Annotated in this window: 13 protein-coding genes; 10 read left to right on the top strand and 3 right to left on the bottom strand. The window is 63.2% G+C overall.

Annotation, left to right across the window (positions count from 1 at the left end):
• Positions 1 to 89 precede the first annotated feature (89 nt).
• From MOP87_RS04430 to pdeM, 6 genes are all read left to right on the top strand, one after another.
• Positions 90 to 2531: a penicillin acylase family protein gene (locus MOP87_RS04430; protein WP_104925887.1), complete on the top strand. Its 2442-nt coding sequence runs from the start codon at positions 90 to 92 to the stop codon at positions 2529 to 2531.
• A gap of 114 nt (positions 2532 to 2645) precedes the next feature.
• The gene (locus tag MOP87_RS04425) at positions 2646 to 3662 is read left to right on the top strand and encodes a ligase-associated DNA damage response exonuclease (RefSeq protein ID WP_236167267.1); all 1017 of its coding nucleotides are present in this window, start codon (positions 2646 to 2648) and stop codon (positions 3660 to 3662) included.
• Positions 3659 to 5317 carry an ATP-dependent DNA ligase gene (locus MOP87_RS04420; RefSeq protein ID WP_049696458.1) on the top strand — a complete coding sequence of 553 codons (1659 nt, stop codon included), beginning with the start codon at positions 3659 to 3661 and terminating at the stop codon, positions 5315 to 5317. The genes MOP87_RS04425 and MOP87_RS04420 overlap by 4 nt, the downstream gene beginning before the upstream one ends.
• 115 nt (positions 5318 to 5432) lie before the next feature.
• Positions 5433 to 6548: a succinylglutamate desuccinylase/aspartoacylase family protein gene (locus tag MOP87_RS04415; RefSeq protein ID WP_049696459.1), complete on the top strand. Its 1116-nt coding sequence runs from the start codon at positions 5433 to 5435 to the stop codon at positions 6546 to 6548.
• A gap of 65 nt (positions 6549 to 6613) precedes the next feature.
• On the top strand, positions 6614 to 9058 hold the full coding sequence (locus MOP87_RS04410; protein ID WP_242810164.1) for a ligase-associated DNA damage response DEXH box helicase: 2445 nt from the start codon (positions 6614 to 6616) through the stop codon (positions 9056 to 9058).
• A 73-nt stretch (positions 9059 to 9131) separates the two neighbouring features.
• On the top strand, positions 9132 to 9785 hold the full coding sequence (gene pdeM, locus MOP87_RS04405) for a ligase-associated DNA damage response endonuclease PdeM (RefSeq protein ID WP_242810163.1): 654 nt from the start codon (positions 9132 to 9134) through the stop codon (positions 9783 to 9785).
• 6 nt (positions 9786 to 9791) lie between these two features.
• On the opposite strand, the gene MOP87_RS04400 is transcribed toward pdeM, so the two are convergent.
• Positions 9792 to 10016 carry a hypothetical protein gene (locus MOP87_RS04400; protein WP_027915340.1) on the bottom strand — a complete coding sequence of 75 codons (225 nt, stop codon included), beginning with the start codon at positions 10014 to 10016 and terminating at the stop codon, positions 9792 to 9794.
• 95 nt (positions 10017 to 10111) lie between these two features.
• Positions 10112 to 10678, bottom strand: coding sequence for a dCTP deaminase (gene dcd, locus MOP87_RS04395; protein WP_023535255.1), 567 nt, complete (start codon positions 10676 to 10678; stop codon positions 10112 to 10114).
• Between the two features lie 348 nt (positions 10679 to 11026).
• Between dcd and MOP87_RS04390 the strand changes: the two genes are divergently transcribed.
• Positions 11027 to 11236, top strand: coding sequence for a cold-shock protein (locus tag MOP87_RS04390; protein ID WP_016488765.1), 210 nt, complete (start codon positions 11027 to 11029; stop codon positions 11234 to 11236).
• Between the two features lie 182 nt (positions 11237 to 11418).
• On the opposite strand, the gene apbC is transcribed toward MOP87_RS04390, so the two are convergent.
• Positions 11419 to 12513: an iron-sulfur cluster carrier protein ApbC gene (apbC, locus tag MOP87_RS04385; RefSeq protein WP_197874440.1), complete on the bottom strand. Its 1095-nt coding sequence runs from the start codon at positions 12511 to 12513 to the stop codon at positions 11419 to 11421.
• A gap of 157 nt (positions 12514 to 12670) precedes the next feature.
• Here apbC and metG point away from each other — a divergent pair, with 157 nt between their 5' ends.
• The 3 genes from metG to MOP87_RS04370 all read left to right on the top strand — a co-directional run bounded on the left by metG (position 12671) and on the right by MOP87_RS04370 (position 15757).
• Positions 12671 to 14713 carry a methionine--tRNA ligase gene (gene metG / locus MOP87_RS04380; protein WP_027915342.1) on the top strand — a complete coding sequence of 681 codons (2043 nt, stop codon included), beginning with the start codon at positions 12671 to 12673 and terminating at the stop codon, positions 14711 to 14713.
• A gap of 126 nt (positions 14714 to 14839) precedes the next feature.
• The gene (nth, locus tag MOP87_RS04375; RefSeq protein WP_028687592.1) at positions 14840 to 15478 is read left to right on the top strand and encodes an endonuclease III; all 639 of its coding nucleotides are present in this window, start codon (positions 14840 to 14842) and stop codon (positions 15476 to 15478) included.
• 102 nt (positions 15479 to 15580) lie between these two features.
• Complete coding sequence (locus MOP87_RS04370) at positions 15581 to 15757, top strand: hypothetical protein (protein ID WP_027915344.1); 177 nt, start codon at positions 15581 to 15583, stop codon at positions 15755 to 15757.
• The last annotated feature ends 22 nt before the right edge of the window (positions 15758 to 15779 follow it).

The raw sequence follows: 15779 nt of genomic DNA, 5'->3' as shown, positions 1-15779 counted from the left end.
AATAAAGCCGGGGCAGGCCTTGCACCCAGGCGGCCTGCTCACTACCTTAGCGCCTTTCCATACCCGCTACGCCTTGCAGGAGCCTTGCCATGGCCGCCCCCGCCCTTTTCTTTTTCCGCCCGCGCGCTGCAACGGCTGCCCTGCTGCTCGGTTCACTTGGCCTGGCCGGTTGCCAGACCACCGCCCAACAGGACAGCCTGCCGCCGTCCAGCGGCGTGCAGCCGCTCAAGGGCCTGGCCCAGAACGTGTCGGTCAGGCGCAATGCCATGGGCGCTCCGCTGATCGAGAGCAGCTCGTTCCATGACGCGCTCTTCACCTTGGGGTACGTGCATGCCGGGGACCGGATTGAGCAGATGGTCGCCATGCGGTTGCTCGCCCAAGGGCGCATGGCTGAAGTGGCCGGCCGTGATGCACTGGATATCGACCGCTTGATGCGGGCGGCCAACCTCAAGCAAAGCGCGGCGCAGCTGTACGCCGACGCATCGCCACGGCTCAAGCGCTTCTTCGACGTCTATGCGCGCGGGGTCAACGCCTACCTGTTCCGCTACCGCGACAAGCTGCCAGCGGACCTGGCCAACAGCGGCTACCGCCCCGAGTACTGGAAGCCCGAAGACTGCGCGCTGATGTTTTCGCTGTATGCCTTCAGTCAGTCGGTCAACCTGCAAGAAGAGATCAGTGCATTGACCCTGGCGCAGAAAGTCGGCAGCGACAAGCTGGCCTGGCTGCTACCCGGTGCCGCCGACGAACCGCTTCCCGAAGGCGAAGCAGCCAAGCTCAAGGGCCTGGACCTTGCCAGTCAGTTGCCGGGGTTGTCTGCCCTGGCAGCTGCCAGTCAAAAACTGGGCGACCTTGATCTGCTGGGCAGTCCCGGTTCGGCCAACCTGGCCATCGGCCCGCAACGCAGCCGCAGCGGCAAGAGCCTGCTGGCCAGCGACAGCCGTGCAGCCTGGGCGCTGAGCCCGGTGCAGATCCACTCCAGCAAGTACCAAGTGGCCGGCCTGTCGCTGCCGGGCCTGCCGATCGTGCTGGCTGGCTACAACGGCCAGCTGGCCTGGACCAGCAGCGCGGTGATGGCCGACAACCAGGACCTGTTCCTGGAAAAGCTGCGCCACCAGGGCAATCAGGTCAGTTACCTGGCGGACGGCAAATGGGTTGCAGCCAGGGCGCACACCGAGACCTTCCTGGTGCGCGGCGAGCGCCCAGTGCGCGAAGTGATGCACGACACGCGCCATGGCACGCTACTTGGCCAGTCGGGCAATGCCAGCCTGGGCCTTGCACTGAACCTGCCGCAGTTCAAGGGCGATCGCAGCCTTGATGCACTGTTCGACCTGACCCGCGCCAAGACCGTGGAGCGCGCATTCGACAGCACCCGTGATGTCACGGCTGCGGCGCTGAACTTCGTCTTCGCCGAAGCATCGCACATTGGCTGGCAGGTGAGCGGGCGCTACCCCAATCGCCGAGAAGGCCAAGGCCTGTTGCCTTCGCCGGGGTGGGACGGGCGCTATGACTGGGATGGCTATGCCGACCCCATGCTGCACCCATACGATCAGGACCCGACCGCTGGCTGGATCGGCCACGCCAACCAGCGCAGCCTGCCGCGCGGCTACGGCATGCAGCTGTCGAGCAGTTGGTACTACCCGGAGCGTGCCGAGCGCCTGGGCCAGCTCGCCGGCAGTGGCCGCCTTGATAGCCGCAGCCTGATGGCGCTGCAGAACGACCAGGTCACCTTGTTGGCCGGCAAGCTCAAGCAGATGTTCGAAGCGCCAGGCATGGCAGGCCCGCTGCAGCAGGCCATCAATGCCTTGCCCGCCGATCAGCGCGAAAAGGCCCGTACGGCGCTGGCCAGGCTCAAGGCATTCGATGGTCGCTTGAGCCCAGTGTCGGCAGATGCTGCGCTGTACGCCCTGTTCCTCCAGGCTGTCGCCCGTCAGATATTCCTCGATGACTTGGGACCGGAAGCGGGAGCGGCCTGGCAGGCATTGGTCAGCAATGCACGCTTGTCGTTCTCGGCACAGGCCGATCACCTGCTGGGCCGGGATGACAGCCCGTTCTGGGACGACCGCAGTACGCCACAGAAGGAAGACAAACCCGCCATCCTGGCCCGCAGCCTGGTCGCGGCAATGGACACGGGCATCGCCCAACTGGGCACCGACCGCAGCGCCTGGCAATGGGGCAAACTGCACCAATACCAATGGCCTGCACCGGCCTACCATGGGCTGGGTGATGCCATCAGCCACCCTGCGCAGCCTGCAGGCGGCGACTTCAGCACGCTTGCCTTCACCCCCTACGCCTGGGGAAGCGACTTCGTCACCCGCCTGCCGGCATCGGCGCGGCTGATCGTGGACTTCAGCCAGGCTGAACCCCTCCAGGTGCTGACCAGCAGCGGCCAGTCCGGCAATCCGGCCAGCCCACATTACGGGGATGGCCTTGAGGCCTGGTTCAAGGGCCGCTTCGCTGTCATGCCCCTTGCGCCTCAGCACTTCGCGCGTGCCTATGGCACCCAGCGCCTGACCCTGGTACCGGGCAAGTAGAAACGGCCGGCGGCGTGCAGCGCTTGCGGCGGTCAAGGGGTGAAGAAACCACCGGTCGAACTTCCCCTGGCCGCAGCGGCTCCTAACTGGTAACTCCCTACCAGTGCGTGTGCCATGGACCTCGTCATCGCTCGACCCGAAGGCCTGTACTGCCCGCCCGGCGATTTCTACATCGATCCCTGGCGGCCGGTAGACCGTGCCGTGATCACCCATGGTCACGGTGACCACTCGCGTTCCGGCAATCGCCACTACCTCACCGCAGACCCGGGCGCCGGCATCCTGCGCAGCCGCCTGGGCATGGACATCAATTTGCAGACCCTGCCCTACGGCGAGCGCCTGTTGCACCACGGCGTGACCTTGAGCCTGCACCCTGCCGGGCATGTGCTGGGGTCGGCGCAGGTGCGCCTGGAGTATCAAGGCGAGGTGTGGGTGGCGTCGGGCGACTACAAGGTCGAGCCCGACGGCACCTGCGCGCCGTTCGAGCCCGTACGCTGCCATACCTTCATCACCGAATCGACGTTTGGCCTGCCCATCTACCGTTGGCCGACCCAGGCGGATGTGTTCGCCGGGATCAACACCTGGTGGCGGGCCAACAGCGAACAGGGCAAGGCCAGCGTGCTGTTCTGCTACGCCTTCGGCAAGGCGCAGCGCATCCTGCATGGCCTGGACCCCAGCATCGGCTCGATTCTGGTGCACGGCGCCGTCGAGCCGCTGAACAGGGTGTATCGCGAAGCGGGCGTGTATTTACCTGAAACCCGCTATGCCGGCGATATTGCACGCAACGACCCGCTATTGCGCACCGCCCTGGTGATGGCCCCGCCGTCCGCTGGCGGCAGCAGCTGGATGCGACGCTTCGGCGATTACAGCGACGCGTTCGCCAGTGGCTGGATGCTGCTGCGCGGCACCCGGCGCAGACGCGGTGTGGACCGGGGCTTCGTGCTCTCGGACCACGCCGATTGGCCTGGGCTGCTGTGGGCCATCGGCCAGACCGGCGCCGAACGGGTCATGGTCACCCATGGATCGGTGGGCGTGCTGGTGCGCTACCTGAATGAACAGGGGCTCGACGCCCGCGCATTCGTTACCGAATACGGTGAGGAAGATGACGCTACAGCTGGGGAGACGGGCGCATGAAAGCCTTCGCCGAACTGTACCTGCGCCTCGATGGCACCACCTCCAGCAATGCCAAGCTCCAGGCCCTGCGTGAATACTTCGCCAGCGCACCGGCCCAGGACGCCGCCTGGGCGGTGTATTTCCTGGCGGGCGGGCGGCCGCGTCAATTGGTACCCACTCGGGTACTGCGCGAACTGGCCGGCGCGATGGCAGGGCTGCCGGACTGGCTGTTCGAGGAAAGCTACCAGGCGGTAGGCGACCTGGCCGAGACCATTTCGCTGCTGCTGCCCGACACCCAGGAGGGCGATGACGAAGGCCTGGCGCACTGGGTCGAAAGCTACCTGCTGCCGTTGCGCGGCCTGCCCCCGGAAGAGCTCCAGCAACGTCTGCCACCTTTGTGGGCACGGCTGGATCGCCCCAGCCTGATGCTGTGCCTGAAGCTGATCACCGGCAGTTTCCGCGTCGGCGTATCGAAGCTGCTGGTCACGCGTGCCCTGGCCCAGTTGGCGGAGCTGGATGCCAAGCGGATAGCCCAGCGGCTGGTCGGGTATACCGACATCAGCCACCGGCCAACCGCCGAGCGCTACCTTCAACTGATCGCGCCCGAATCTGCCGATGAGCATAGCCAGCGTGGTGGGCAGCCGTATCCGTTCTTTCTCGCGCACCCACTGCAAGCCCCGGTCGAACAGTTCGATACGCTGCTCGGGCCACCCAGCGCTTGGCAAATCGAATGGAAGTGGGATGGCATCCGGGCACAGGTGGTCAAGCGCGACGGGCAGTTGTGGGTCTGGTCGCGCGGAGAGGAGCTGGTCACCGAACGTTTTCCCGAGTTGCAGAGCCTGGCCCAGACCCTGCCCGATGGCGTGGTGCTCGATGGCGAGATCCTGGTCTGGAAAGCGAGCGATGCCAAGGCAGAGGCGTCCGTGCAGCCCTTTGCCCTGCTGCAGCAGCGCCTGGGTCGCAAGACCTTGGGCAAGAAATTGCTGAGCGATGCCCCGGTGGTGTTGCAGGCCTATGACTTGCTGGAGTGGCAGGGCGAGGACTGGCGCAGTCGCCCGCAGCATGAACGGCGCGCGCAGCTCGAGCGCGTGCTTGAGGCCTCCCCACTGGCACCTGTATTGCTCTCCCCACTGCTCGAAGGGCCCGATTGGGCGGACCTTGCCCGGCAGCGGGAGCAGTCACGCAGCCTGGGCGTGGAAGGCATGATGCTCAAGCAGCGCGAGGCCCTGTATGGCGTTGGCCGCACCAAGGACATGGGCACCTGGTGGAAGTGGAAGATCGACCCGTTCAGCGTCGATGCCGTGCTGATCTACGCCCAGCGGGGTCACGGACGGCGCGCCAGCTTGTACAGCGACTACACCTTCGCGGTCTGGGACAGCCCTGCCGGCACCCCGGACCGCACGCTGATCCCCTTCGCCAAGGCCTATTCCGGCCTGACCGACGAGGAGATGCGCAAGGTCGATGCCATCGTGCGCAAGACCACCCAGGAAACCTTCGGCCCAGTGCGCAGCGTCACGCCTACGCTGGTGTTCGAGCTGGGCTTTGAAGGCATCGCCCTGTCCAAGCGCCACAAGAGCGGCATTGCCGTGCGCTTTCCGCGCATGTTGCGCTGGCGTCTGGACAAGCCTGTCGAGGAGGCTGACGACCTGGCGACCTTGCAGGCCTTGCTGGCCTGATCGGGATCGCAGGTGGCGGCGAGGGGCTGGCGTGAGGCGCTGGCGGCGAAACTGTGCTTTCATCTGAAGGCTCAACCCGTGCCCCAGACCGTACAGCCCCGTATTCAGGACCATCATGCACCACTCGACCCACGACATTCTTTCCCCTGTTCCTGGGGTAACCCGCCAACTGCACAGTTTTCACTTCGGGCCACGCAGTGGTCGCAAGGTGTACATCCAGGCCTCGCTGCATGCCGACGAATTGCCCGGCATGCTGGTGGCCTGGCACCTCAAGCGCCAGTTGCTGGAACTGGACCAGCAAGGCCGCCTGCAGTGCGAGGTTATCCTGGTGCCGGTCGCCAACCCAGTGGGCCTTGAGCAGGTGCTGCTCGACGCCCCGCTGGGCCGGTTCGAGTTGCAAAGTGGCGAGAACTTCAACCGCAATTTCGTCGACCTGTCAGACACCATCGGTGATCAGGTCGAGGCCCACCTGACCCAGGACCCGCTCCACAACCAGGCACTGATCCGCGAATACCTGCGCCGCGGCCTGGATGCCCATCCGGCACGTACCCCCCTGCAAGCGCAGCGCCTGATCCTGCAGCGCCTGGCGTGCGATGCCGACCTGGTTCTGGACCTGCACTGCGACTTCGAGGCCGTCGAACACCTCTACACCACTCCAGACGCCTGGCCGCAGTTCGAGCCCTTGGCCCGTTACCTGGGTGTCCAGGCCAGCCTATTGGCGACTGATTCGGGCGGGCAGTCATTTGACGAGTGCTTCAGCCTGCTGTGGTGGCAACTGCAACAGCGCTTTGGCAAACGCTTCCCCATCCCGGCGGGCACGTGTTCGGTCACCCTCGAACTGCGCGGTCAGGCTGATGTGAGCCATGACCTGGCGCGTCAGGACTGCCAGGCCATTCTCGACTTCCTGACCCATGCTGGCGTTATCCAGGGCCATGCCCCTGCCCTGCCGCCCTTGCGCTGGCCAGCCACGCCACTGGCTGCTGTGGAGCCGATCACGGCTGCGGCGGGCGGGTTGCTGGTGTACCACGCCAAGCCAGGGCAGTACCTGGAGGCAGGTCAACTGATTGCCGAGGTCATCGACCCGCTCAGTGATCGCGTCATGCCCCTGCGCAACAGCCAGCCTGGACTGCTGTATGCGCGCAGCGTGCGGCGCATGGCCACGGCAGGCATGGTGATCGCCCATGTCGCCGGCGAGCAGGTGTGCCGCAGCGGCAATCTGCTGGCCAACTGACAAGTAAACCAATACCTTGCAGCGGTGGTCTTTAGAAGCACAGCCTTCGAGGGACTGCCTGCCTGATGCCCACCACCACCGATCTTGCCAATGCCTGGTTCGCTCAACGCGGCTGGAAGCCGTTCGCTTTCCAGCGCAAGGTGTGGGCCGCCGTCGAGCGGGGGGAGTCAGGCCTGCTTTATGCCAACACCGGCGCTGGCAAGACGTATGCGGTCTGGCTGGCGGCCCTGCGGGCATTCAAGGCCCAGGCCCAGGGGCGTCACGCGGCGCCACTCCAGGTCATCTGGATCACCCCCATGCGCGCCCTGGCAGCCGATACGGCTCGGGCGCTGCAGGCGCCTATCGACGAGATGGGCCTGCCCTGGAGCGTTGGCGTGCGCAGCGGCGACACGGGCAGCGCCGAGCGCGCACGCCAGGCCCGGCGCATGCCCAGCGTGCTGGTCACCACACCTGAAAGCCTGACGCTGCTGCTGACCCGAGCCCAGGCCAGCAATGACTTCGCGACGCTGCGCATGGTGGTGGTCGATGAGTGGCACGAGCTGCTCGGCAACAAGCGGGGGGTTCAGCTGCAACTGGCGTTGGCCCGCCTGCGCCGTTGGCACCCTGGCCTGCCGACCTGGGGGTTGTCGGCCACCCTCGGCAACCTGCAGCATGCCCTGGACGTGTTGCTGCCCCAAGGTGGTCAGCTGGTGCGCGGGCGCCAGGACAAGGTGCTGCAGGTCGATACCCTGGTGCCCGAGCACATCGAGCGCTTCCCATGGGCGGGGCATATCGGCCTGAAAATGTTGAAGCAGGTGAGCCGGGAAATCGACGCCAGCAGCAGTTGCCTGGTCTTCACCAACACCCGGGCGCAGGCCGAACTCTGGTACCAGGCCCTGCTCGAAGAGCGCCCCGACTGGGCGGGCCTGATTGCGTTGCATCACGCCAGCCTGGCACGTGACACCCGCGACTGGGTCGAGCGCAGCCTCAAGGAAGGCACGCTCAAAGCCGTCGTCTGTACATCGAGCCTGGACCTGGGCGTGGACTTCCTGCCGGTCGAGCGCGTCCTGCAGATCGGTTCGGCAAAAGGGATCGCCCGTTTGATGCAGCGCGCAGGGCGTTCCGGGCATGCGCCTGGACGACGCTCGCGCATCACCCTTGTGCCCACCCACAGCCTGGAGCTGGTGGAAGCCGCCGCCATGCGTCAGGCCCTGGCGGCAGGCCACCTGGAGGGCCGCCGGTCGCCGCGCCTGTGCATGGATGTACTGGTTCAGCACCTGGTCAGCATGGCCCTGGGCAGCGGGTTCGATCCGCAGCAACTGCTCGCTGAAGTGCGCAGCACCTGGGCCTTTGCCGACCTGCGCGACAGCCAGTGGCAATGGGCACTGGACTTCGTTTGCCATGGCGGCAGCTCGCTCAGCGCCTACCCCGACTATCAACGTGTTGAAATGCACCCCGACGGCTTGTACCGGGTTGCCAGTGAGCGCTTGGCGCGCCGCCATCGGATGGGCATCGGCACCATTGTCAGTGACGCTTCGCTGCACCTGAAATACTGGAGCAAAGGCGGTGGCGGCAAGAACCTAGGCAGCGTGGAAGAGGCGTTCATCTCACGCTTGAGGCCCGGGGACACCTTCGTGTTCGCCGGCCGCGTGCTGGAGCTGGTTCGCGTGGAAAACATGACCGCCTATGTACGCCGCAGCAACGCGCGAAAGGCGGCGGTGGCCCGCTGGAACGGCGGGCGCATGCCACTTTCCAGCGAACTGGCCGACGCTGTGGTGCAACAACTTGACGCCGCCGCGCACGGGCGCTTCGATAGCCCTGAAATGCGCGCAGTAAGGCCATTGCTCACGGTACAAGCCCAGTGGTCGGCGCTGCCGACGACAGGGACCCTGCTTGCAGAGACGTTCAAGTCCAGGCAGGGCTGGCACCTGTTCGTGTACCCCTTTGCCGGGCGCATGGCCAACATGGGGCTGGCCAACCTGATTGCCTGGCGTGTCAGCCGCGAGCAACCGCTGTCGGTTTCCATCGCCGTCAACGACTATGGCTTCGAGCTGCTTAGCCCTGGACCGGTGGATTGGGCCAGCTACCTGCCCCGGGCGTTGAGTACCGAAGATCTATTGGAGGATGTGCTTGCCAGCCTCAATGCCGGGGAAATGGCATTGAGGCGGTTCCGGGAAATCGCCCAGATCGCAGGGCTCGTATTCGGTGGCTATCCTGCGGCGCAAAAGAGCATGCGCCAGATCCAGGCCTCAAGCGGGCTGTTCTACGAGGTCTTCCGCAAGCACGATGCAGGCAACCTGCTGCTGGGCCAGGCACGTGATGAGGTACTGAGTGAAGAATTGGAAATCGATCAGCTTCGGGGCCAGCTACTGAAGCTGACCGACCTCAGGCTGGACTTGCGCGTGATGGAGCGCACCGGGCCGCTGGCGTTCGCGCTGCTGGTCGAAGGACTGCGTGAAACCCTCAGCACGGAAAAACTGGCCGACCGCATTGCGCGGATGGTGGCGGAATTGGAGAGCATTGCAGGTTGAACCCGATAACGACCAAACGCATTCATGGGGCAGCGGTTATCTCGCTTGCCATCGACGGCCTGGCGATCCACACATGACGACACATTGCGCCATCGAACTGGCCGGGCAGAAACTCTGGCTGCTTCCGGACAAAGCCGTGTATTGGCCGGCCCGCAAGGCCTTGCTGCTGGCCGATGTGCACATCGGCAAGGCGGCGAGCTACAGGGCCTTGCATCAACCCGTTCCCAGAGGCACTACCGAAGCCACCTTGGCCCGGCTCGACACACTGCTTGCCGAACATGAGTGCGAGCAACTGATCGTGCTCGGTGATTTCCTGCATGCCCGTACTGCGCGGGCGCCGGCTACGCTGGCCCGGGTGCAAGCCTGGCGAGCACGTCACCCCGGGTTGAGCATCGTGCTGATACGCGGCAACCATGACCGCAACGCAGGGGATCCACCCGTGGAGCTGGGGATCGACGTGGTGGATGAACCTTATGTGGTGGAGCCATTTGCCCTGCAACACGAACCCAAGGTGCATCCGACGCTCACGGTGCTTTCAGGGCACGTCCACCCGGTCTTCGTATTGCGCGGCAGGGCCCGCCAACGGCTTCGCCTGCCGTGCTTTTTGATCGACGAACACGTCAGCCTGTTGCCAGCTTTCGGGGAGTTCACGGGCGGTTGGGAAATCGAGCCCGCCAGCACCAGCCAGGTCTATCTGGCGGGCGCCGGCCGGGTATGGCCGCTATGAGATGCGTCAGGCCACGGGCGCCGGAGGCGGCTCATCGGGAAGGGTAGGCTCACCGGGTTCCATGGGCGTATCACCCGGCTGGCCGGGCTGCGGCGTGTCCGGGTCGGGCTGCCCTGGCACACCGCCAGCATTCATCGGCAATGGGTCAGCCAGCAGTGACCAGGACAGCAGCCCGATGTGATTGGGCTGCAAGCCAGCCAACTTCGCACTGATCGTTGGGTGGAGTTTCATTGGCACCTCCTGACAACAGCCGACCCGCTTTATGCAAATCGGCAGGGTTACAGGTTGGAGTGTCAAAAGGCAGTGAAATTCCCAACGCCTGTCGGTCAGGTACGTGGCAGGGTGACGCCACGCTGGCCCTGATACTTGCCGCCGCGGTCCCGGTAGGACACTTCACATGGCTCGTCCGACTGCAGGAACAGCATCTGCGCCACCCCTTCGTTGGCGTAGATCTTGGCCGGCAACGTGGTGGTGTTGGAGAACTCCAGCGTCACGTGGCCTTCCCATTCAGGCTCCAGCGGGGTCACGTTGACGATGATGCCGCAACGCGCATAGGTGCTCTTGCCCAGGCAGATGGTCAGCACGTCGCGCGGGATGCGGAAGTACTCCACGGTGCGTGCCAGTGCAAAGGAGTTGGGCGGGATGATGCACACGTCGCTCTTGATGTCGACGAAGCTGCCGGCATCGAAGTTCTTCGGGTCGACGGTGGCCGAGTTGATATTGGTGAAGACCTTGAATTCGTCGGCGCAGCGCACGTCGTAGCCGTAGCTCGAAACGCCGAAAGAGATGACCCGGTTATCCTGTTCGCCACGCACCTGGCGCTCGACGAACGGCTCGATCATGCCGTGTTCCTGCGCCATGCGGCGAATCCACTTGTCCGATTTGATGCTCATGGCGGGATGTCCTGAAGAGTCTGCAAGGTAAAGATAGACGCGCATCTTACCGGTCCCGGCGCGCTCTTCAAAGTTCCATCCGGCGTTTGCCGCCCGCTGCCGCTACAGTGCCCGCAAGGCGTGGCTTGCAGCTGCCGTCGATCTCTTTTCGGGTAAAGAGGCGTCTGGCCATTGGCAGCTTGGGCAAAGTGGGGTAAGGTGTTGCCACTGTGCTGCACGTGACACCGAGAATCTCTAGTTTGATGCACGATCCTGATCGGCCCATCGCTGAATTTTCTGCTCTCTTTGCGCTCAGTCCCGGGCGGGGTTTTTCCTGACCGAAATCAAATTGTCCAAGGAGACAGAAAAATGTCCAATCGTCAAAGCGGTACCGTCAAGTGGTTCAACGATGAGAAAGGCTACGGCTTCATCACCCCTCAGTCGGGCGACGACCTGTTCGTGCACTTCAAAGCCATCCAAGCTGACGGCTTCAAAACCCTGAAAGAAGGCCAGGCTGTTACTTTCGTCGCTACCCGCGGCCAGAAAGGTATGCAGGCTGAAGAAGTTCAGATCGCCTAAGTCGATCGAGCTTTCTAGCTTTCAAAAAAACCCGCTTCGGCGGGTTTTTTTATGCCTGTCATTTCGCCAGAAGGCGCCAGAGCATGCTGGCCGTGGTCAAGGCTCCCGTTAAACATGGATCGGCCTCCAACAACCACGGCCCGTCAGCACGAGCGACTCACCGAGCCGCCCTCCGATCTTGATCAGTCTTCGCTGATAGTGATGCTCGGCATCGCTGGCGCTGCCGCTTCACGCAGTACGATACGCGCCCCTACTTTGCGTGCCAGCTCCTGGTACACCATGGCGATCTGGCTCTCGGGCTCGGCGATAGCCGTAGGCTTGCCGTTGTCGGCCTGCTCGCGAATCAACATCGAAAGCGGCAACGAAGCCAGCAGATCGACGCCGTACTGGCTGGCGAGTTTCTCACCGCCACCTTCGCCGAACAGGTGCTCAGCATGGCCGCAATTGGAGCAGATGTGTACGGCCATGTTCTCGACCACGCCCAACACCGGTATGTTGACCTTGCGGAACATTTCCACGCCTTTTCTGGCATCGAGCAGCGCCAGGTCCTGCGGCGTGGTCACGATGACCGAACCTGCAACCGGCACTTTCTGCGCCAGCGTCAGCTGGATGTCGCCAGTGCCAGGCGGCATGTCGATGACCAGGTAATCGAGATCATTCCACGCCGTCTGGGTTACCAACTGCAGCAGCGCACCCGAAACCATGGGGCCGCGCCAGACCATGGGGGTATTGTCATCGGTCAGGAATGCCATTGACATCACTTCGACCCCATGGGCCTGGATAGGCACGAACCATTTCTGATCACGAATCTGCGGCCGAGTACCTTCGGGGATACCGAACATCACACCTTGGCTGGGGCCATAGATATCCGCATCGAGAATGCCAACGCGCGCACCCTCGCGGGCCAGTGCCAGCGCAAGATTGGCGGCAGTGGTGGATTTGCCTACACCGCCCTTGCCCGATGCCACGGCGATGACGTTCTTGACGTTGGCCATACCGGGCACCTGAGCCTGGCCCTTGTGGGCCGCGATCACGCACTCGATGTTCACCTGGGCGTGGGTCACCCCCTCAAGGTTACCGATCGCAGTTTCCAGCACCTGCGCCCAGCCTTGCTTGAACAGGCCTGCGGCGTAGCCGAGCTGCATCTGTACGCTGACACGCCCATCCTGGATTTCGATGGCACTCACGCAACCGGCAGTGACCGGATCCTGCTCGAGATAGGGGTCGGTGTACTGGCGAAGCACGGCTTCGATGGCGGCGCGATTGAGGGCACTCATGGACACTCCCGTTGGCAAACTGAATGTAAAACAAGCGCCTATCCTAACCCGTCAATCGTCAGCAGATGCGTACGCGGGGTGAAATATATTCGTCAGCCCTTTATAGTGGCCGATCATCCTCATTTTCACCCGTCGCCAGATAAGTAGCCGAGCCACCATGTCCGAGCCACGTCAGATTCTCGTCACCAGCGCCTTGCCCTATGCCAATGGATCGATCCATCTTGGCCATATGCTCGAGTACATCCAGACAGACATGTGGGTCCGCTTTCAAAAGCTGCGCGGCAATCAGTGCATCTATGTCTGCGCCGATGATGCACACGGCTCGGCCATCATGCTGCGGGCCGAGAAGGAAGGCATCACGCCAGAGCAACTGATCGCCAACGTACAAGCTGAGCACAGCGCCGACTTTGCTGACTTCCTGGTGGACTTCGATAATTTCCACTCCACCCACAGCGAAGAAAACCGTGAGCTGTCGGGCATGATCTATACCCGACTGCGCGAGGCGGGGCACATCTCTACCCGCTCGGTGACCCAATACTTCGACCCTGAAAAGGGCATGTTCCTGGCAGACCGCTTCATCAAAGGCACCTGCCCGAAGTGCGCGGCCGAAGACCAGTATGGCGATAACTGCGAAAAATGCGGCGCGACCTATGCACCGACCGAATTGAAAGACCCCAAGTCTGCCATTTCAGGTGCTACACCGGTGCTGCGCGACTCCCAGCACTTCTTCTTCAAACTGCCCGACTTCCAGGCCATGCTCCAGCAGTGGACGCGCAGCGGCACGTTGCAGGACGCCGTGGCCAACAAGCTCGCCGAATGGCTGGATGCCGGTCTGCAGGAGTGGGATATCTCCCGCGACGCGCCCTACTTCGGTTTCGAGATCCCTGGCGAGCCTGGCAAGTACTTCTACGTCTGGCTGGACGCGCCAATCGGTTACATGGCGAGCTTCAAGAACCTGTGCGCGCGCCGCCCGGACCTGGACTTCGACGCCTTCTGGAACCAAGGCTCCACCGCCGAGCTTTACCACTTCATCGGCAAGGACATCGTCAACTTCCACGCCCTGTTCTGGCCCGCCATGCTCGAAGGTGCGGGCTTGCGCAAGCCGACCGCGGTCAACGTGCACGGCTACCTCACCGTCAACGGTGCGAAGATGTCCAAGTCGCGGGGCACGTTCATCAAGGCCCGTACCTACCTCGACCATCTGCAACCCGAATACCTGCGCTACTACTACGCAGCCAAGCTTGGTCGTGGGGTCGATGACCTGGACCTGAATCTCGAAGACTTCGTGCAGAAGGTCAACTCCGACCTGGTGGGCAAGGTGGTCAACATCGCCAGCCGGTGTGCCGGGTTCATCCACAAAGGCAATGGCGGCGTGATGGTGGCCGGTGATGCGGCGCCAGAGCTGACAGAAGCCTTCCAGGCAGCTGCGCCGTCCATCGCCGAGGCCTACGAGGGCCGCGACTTCGCACGCGCCATGCGCGAGATCATGGCACTGGCCGACCGTGCCAATGCCTGGATCGCCGACAAGGCGCCCTGGTCGCTGGCCAAGCAGGAGGGCAAGCAGGATGAAGTGCAAGCCATTTGCGCTCAGGGCATCAACCTGTTCCGCCAACTGGTGATTTTCCTCAAGCCTGTGCTGCCCGTGCTGGCGGCCGATGCCGAGGCCTTCCTGAATGTCGCACCGTTGACCTGGGACGATCACCGCTCTCGCCTGGAAAATCACACGCTCAACCCGTTCAAGGCCCTGCTCAGCCGCATCGAGCCTGCCAAGGTGCAAGACATGATCGCGGCCAGCAAGGAAGACCTGCTGGCCGCAGAGGAGCCCAAGGCACCTGTGGGTAATGGCGAGCTGCACAAGGACCCGCTGTCGGCGGAAGTCGACTTCGATACCTTTGCCGCTGTCGACCTGCGCGTGGCATTGATCGTCAAGGCCGAGGCCGTACCGGGTGCTGACAAGCTGCTGCAATTGACCCTGGACATCGGTGATGAACGCCGTAACGTTTTCTCCGGCATCAAGTCTGCCTACCCTGATCCCGCCCAGCTCGAAGGCCGGCTGACCATGATGGTCGCCAACCTCAAGCCACGCAAAATGCGTTTTGGCGTCTCTGAAGGGATGGTGATGGCCGCTGGCCCTGGCGGTGAAGAAATCTACTTGCTCAGCCCCGACAGCGGCGCCAAGCCCGGTCAGCGCATCAAGTGACCCACAAGCGGAGCCTGCATTGGGCTCCGCCTTGCGACAATGGCGCGCAGCCACGGGCTGCTGCGCTTTGCCTAGAGCAGGCGCGTCCAAGTGACTGCTCACGTTCTCCAGGAACGCTGCCAATTCATGAATGCCGTCAAACGTCGAGAAATCTTCCGTCGACTGCACGAAGACAACCCGACACCCAAAACCGAGCTGGCTTACACCACACCCTTCGAGCTGCTGGTAGCCGTGACCCTCTCCGCGCAGTCCACCGATGTCGGTGTGAACAAGGCGACAGCGCGACTTTTTCCAGTCGCCAATACCCCTGAGGCTATCTACGCGCTGGGTGTCGACGGACTGAGCCAGTACATCAAGACCATTGGGCTCTACAACAGCAAGGCCAAGAACGTCATCGCGGCCTGTCGTCTGCTCATTGAGCGGCACGGCGGCCAGGTGCCGGACACGCGCGAGGCCCTCGAAGCCTTGCCGGGCGTGGGCCGCAAGACAGCCAACGTAGTGCTCAATACGGCGTTTGGCCAACCGGCGATGGCTGTGGATACCCATATCTTCCGCGTCAGCAATCGCACAGGCATCGCCCCGGGCAAGACGGTGCTGGAGGTGGAAAAAAAACTGCTCAAGTTCGTCCCCAAGGATTACTTGCTCGACGCACACCATTGGCTGATCTTGCATGGCCGCTATGTCTGTCAGGCCCGTAAGCCCAGATGCGGCAGTTGCCGAATCGAGGACCTGTGCGAATACAAGCACAAGACCACTGATGATTGAAGCAATAGTAAAAACACTGCGCTTCGATTGAAAAAATCTTTTTTACCAGCGCTCACTTTATGGTTATAAGGTCGGCCATTGGCCCTTGCCGTGGAGCGACTCATGAGCACTGATAAAGACGACCTCGCGATTGAAGACGATTTTGTGACAGCTGAAGAAGAGGTCGAGCCGCACGTGGAACCGGCGAAAACCAATTTGAGCAAGCGTCGCACCATCGACAATCTGCTGGAAGAACGTCGATTGCAGAAGCAACTGGCCGATTTCGATTACGACCTCTAGGGAGGTGGTCGCTGGCGGGCCT

This window comes from Pseudomonas sp. I3-I5, from assembly GCF_022699445.1.
Lineage (GTDB): Bacteria > Pseudomonadota > Gammaproteobacteria > Pseudomonadales > Pseudomonadaceae > Aquipseudomonas > Aquipseudomonas fulva.
The sequence above is the reverse complement of the archived record's forward strand: the minus strand, read 5'-3'. Positions and strand labels throughout refer to the sequence as shown.

What these genes read in the sequence shown, in the direction of transcription:
- MOP87_RS04410 (WP_242810164.1), top strand. Translation starts at nt 6,614, where the DNA reads ATGCCCACCACCACCGATCTTGCCAATGCCTGGTTCGCTCAACGCGGC.
- MOP87_RS04430 (WP_104925887.1), top strand. Translation starts at nt 90, where the DNA reads ATGGCCGCCCCCGCCCTTTTCTTTTTCCGCCCGCGCGCTGCAACGGCT.
- MOP87_RS04400 (WP_027915340.1), bottom strand. Translation starts at nt 10,016, where the DNA reads ATGAAACTCCACCCAACGATCAGTGCGAAGTTGGCTGGCTTGCAGCCC.
- MOP87_RS04425 (WP_236167267.1), top strand. Translation starts at nt 2,646, where the DNA reads ATGGACCTCGTCATCGCTCGACCCGAAGGCCTGTACTGCCCGCCCGGC.
- metG (WP_027915342.1), top strand. Translation starts at nt 12,671, where the DNA reads ATGTCCGAGCCACGTCAGATTCTCGTCACCAGCGCCTTGCCCTATGCC.
- MOP87_RS04390 (WP_016488765.1), top strand. Translation starts at nt 11,027, where the DNA reads ATGTCCAATCGTCAAAGCGGTACCGTCAAGTGGTTCAACGATGAGAAA.
- pdeM (WP_242810163.1), top strand. Translation starts at nt 9,132, where the DNA reads ATGACGACACATTGCGCCATCGAACTGGCCGGGCAGAAACTCTGGCTG.
- MOP87_RS04370 (WP_027915344.1), top strand. Translation starts at nt 15,581, where the DNA reads ATGAGCACTGATAAAGACGACCTCGCGATTGAAGACGATTTTGTGACA.
- apbC (WP_197874440.1), bottom strand. Translation starts at nt 12,513, where the DNA reads ATGAGTGCCCTCAATCGCGCCGCCATCGAAGCCGTGCTTCGCCAGTAC.
- nth (WP_028687592.1), top strand. Translation starts at nt 14,840, where the DNA reads ATGAATGCCGTCAAACGTCGAGAAATCTTCCGTCGACTGCACGAAGAC.
- MOP87_RS04415 (WP_049696459.1), top strand. Translation starts at nt 5,433, where the DNA reads ATGCACCACTCGACCCACGACATTCTTTCCCCTGTTCCTGGGGTAACC.
- MOP87_RS04420 (WP_049696458.1), top strand. Translation starts at nt 3,659, where the DNA reads ATGAAAGCCTTCGCCGAACTGTACCTGCGCCTCGATGGCACCACCTCC.
- dcd (WP_023535255.1), bottom strand. Translation starts at nt 10,678, where the DNA reads ATGAGCATCAAATCGGACAAGTGGATTCGCCGCATGGCGCAGGAACAC.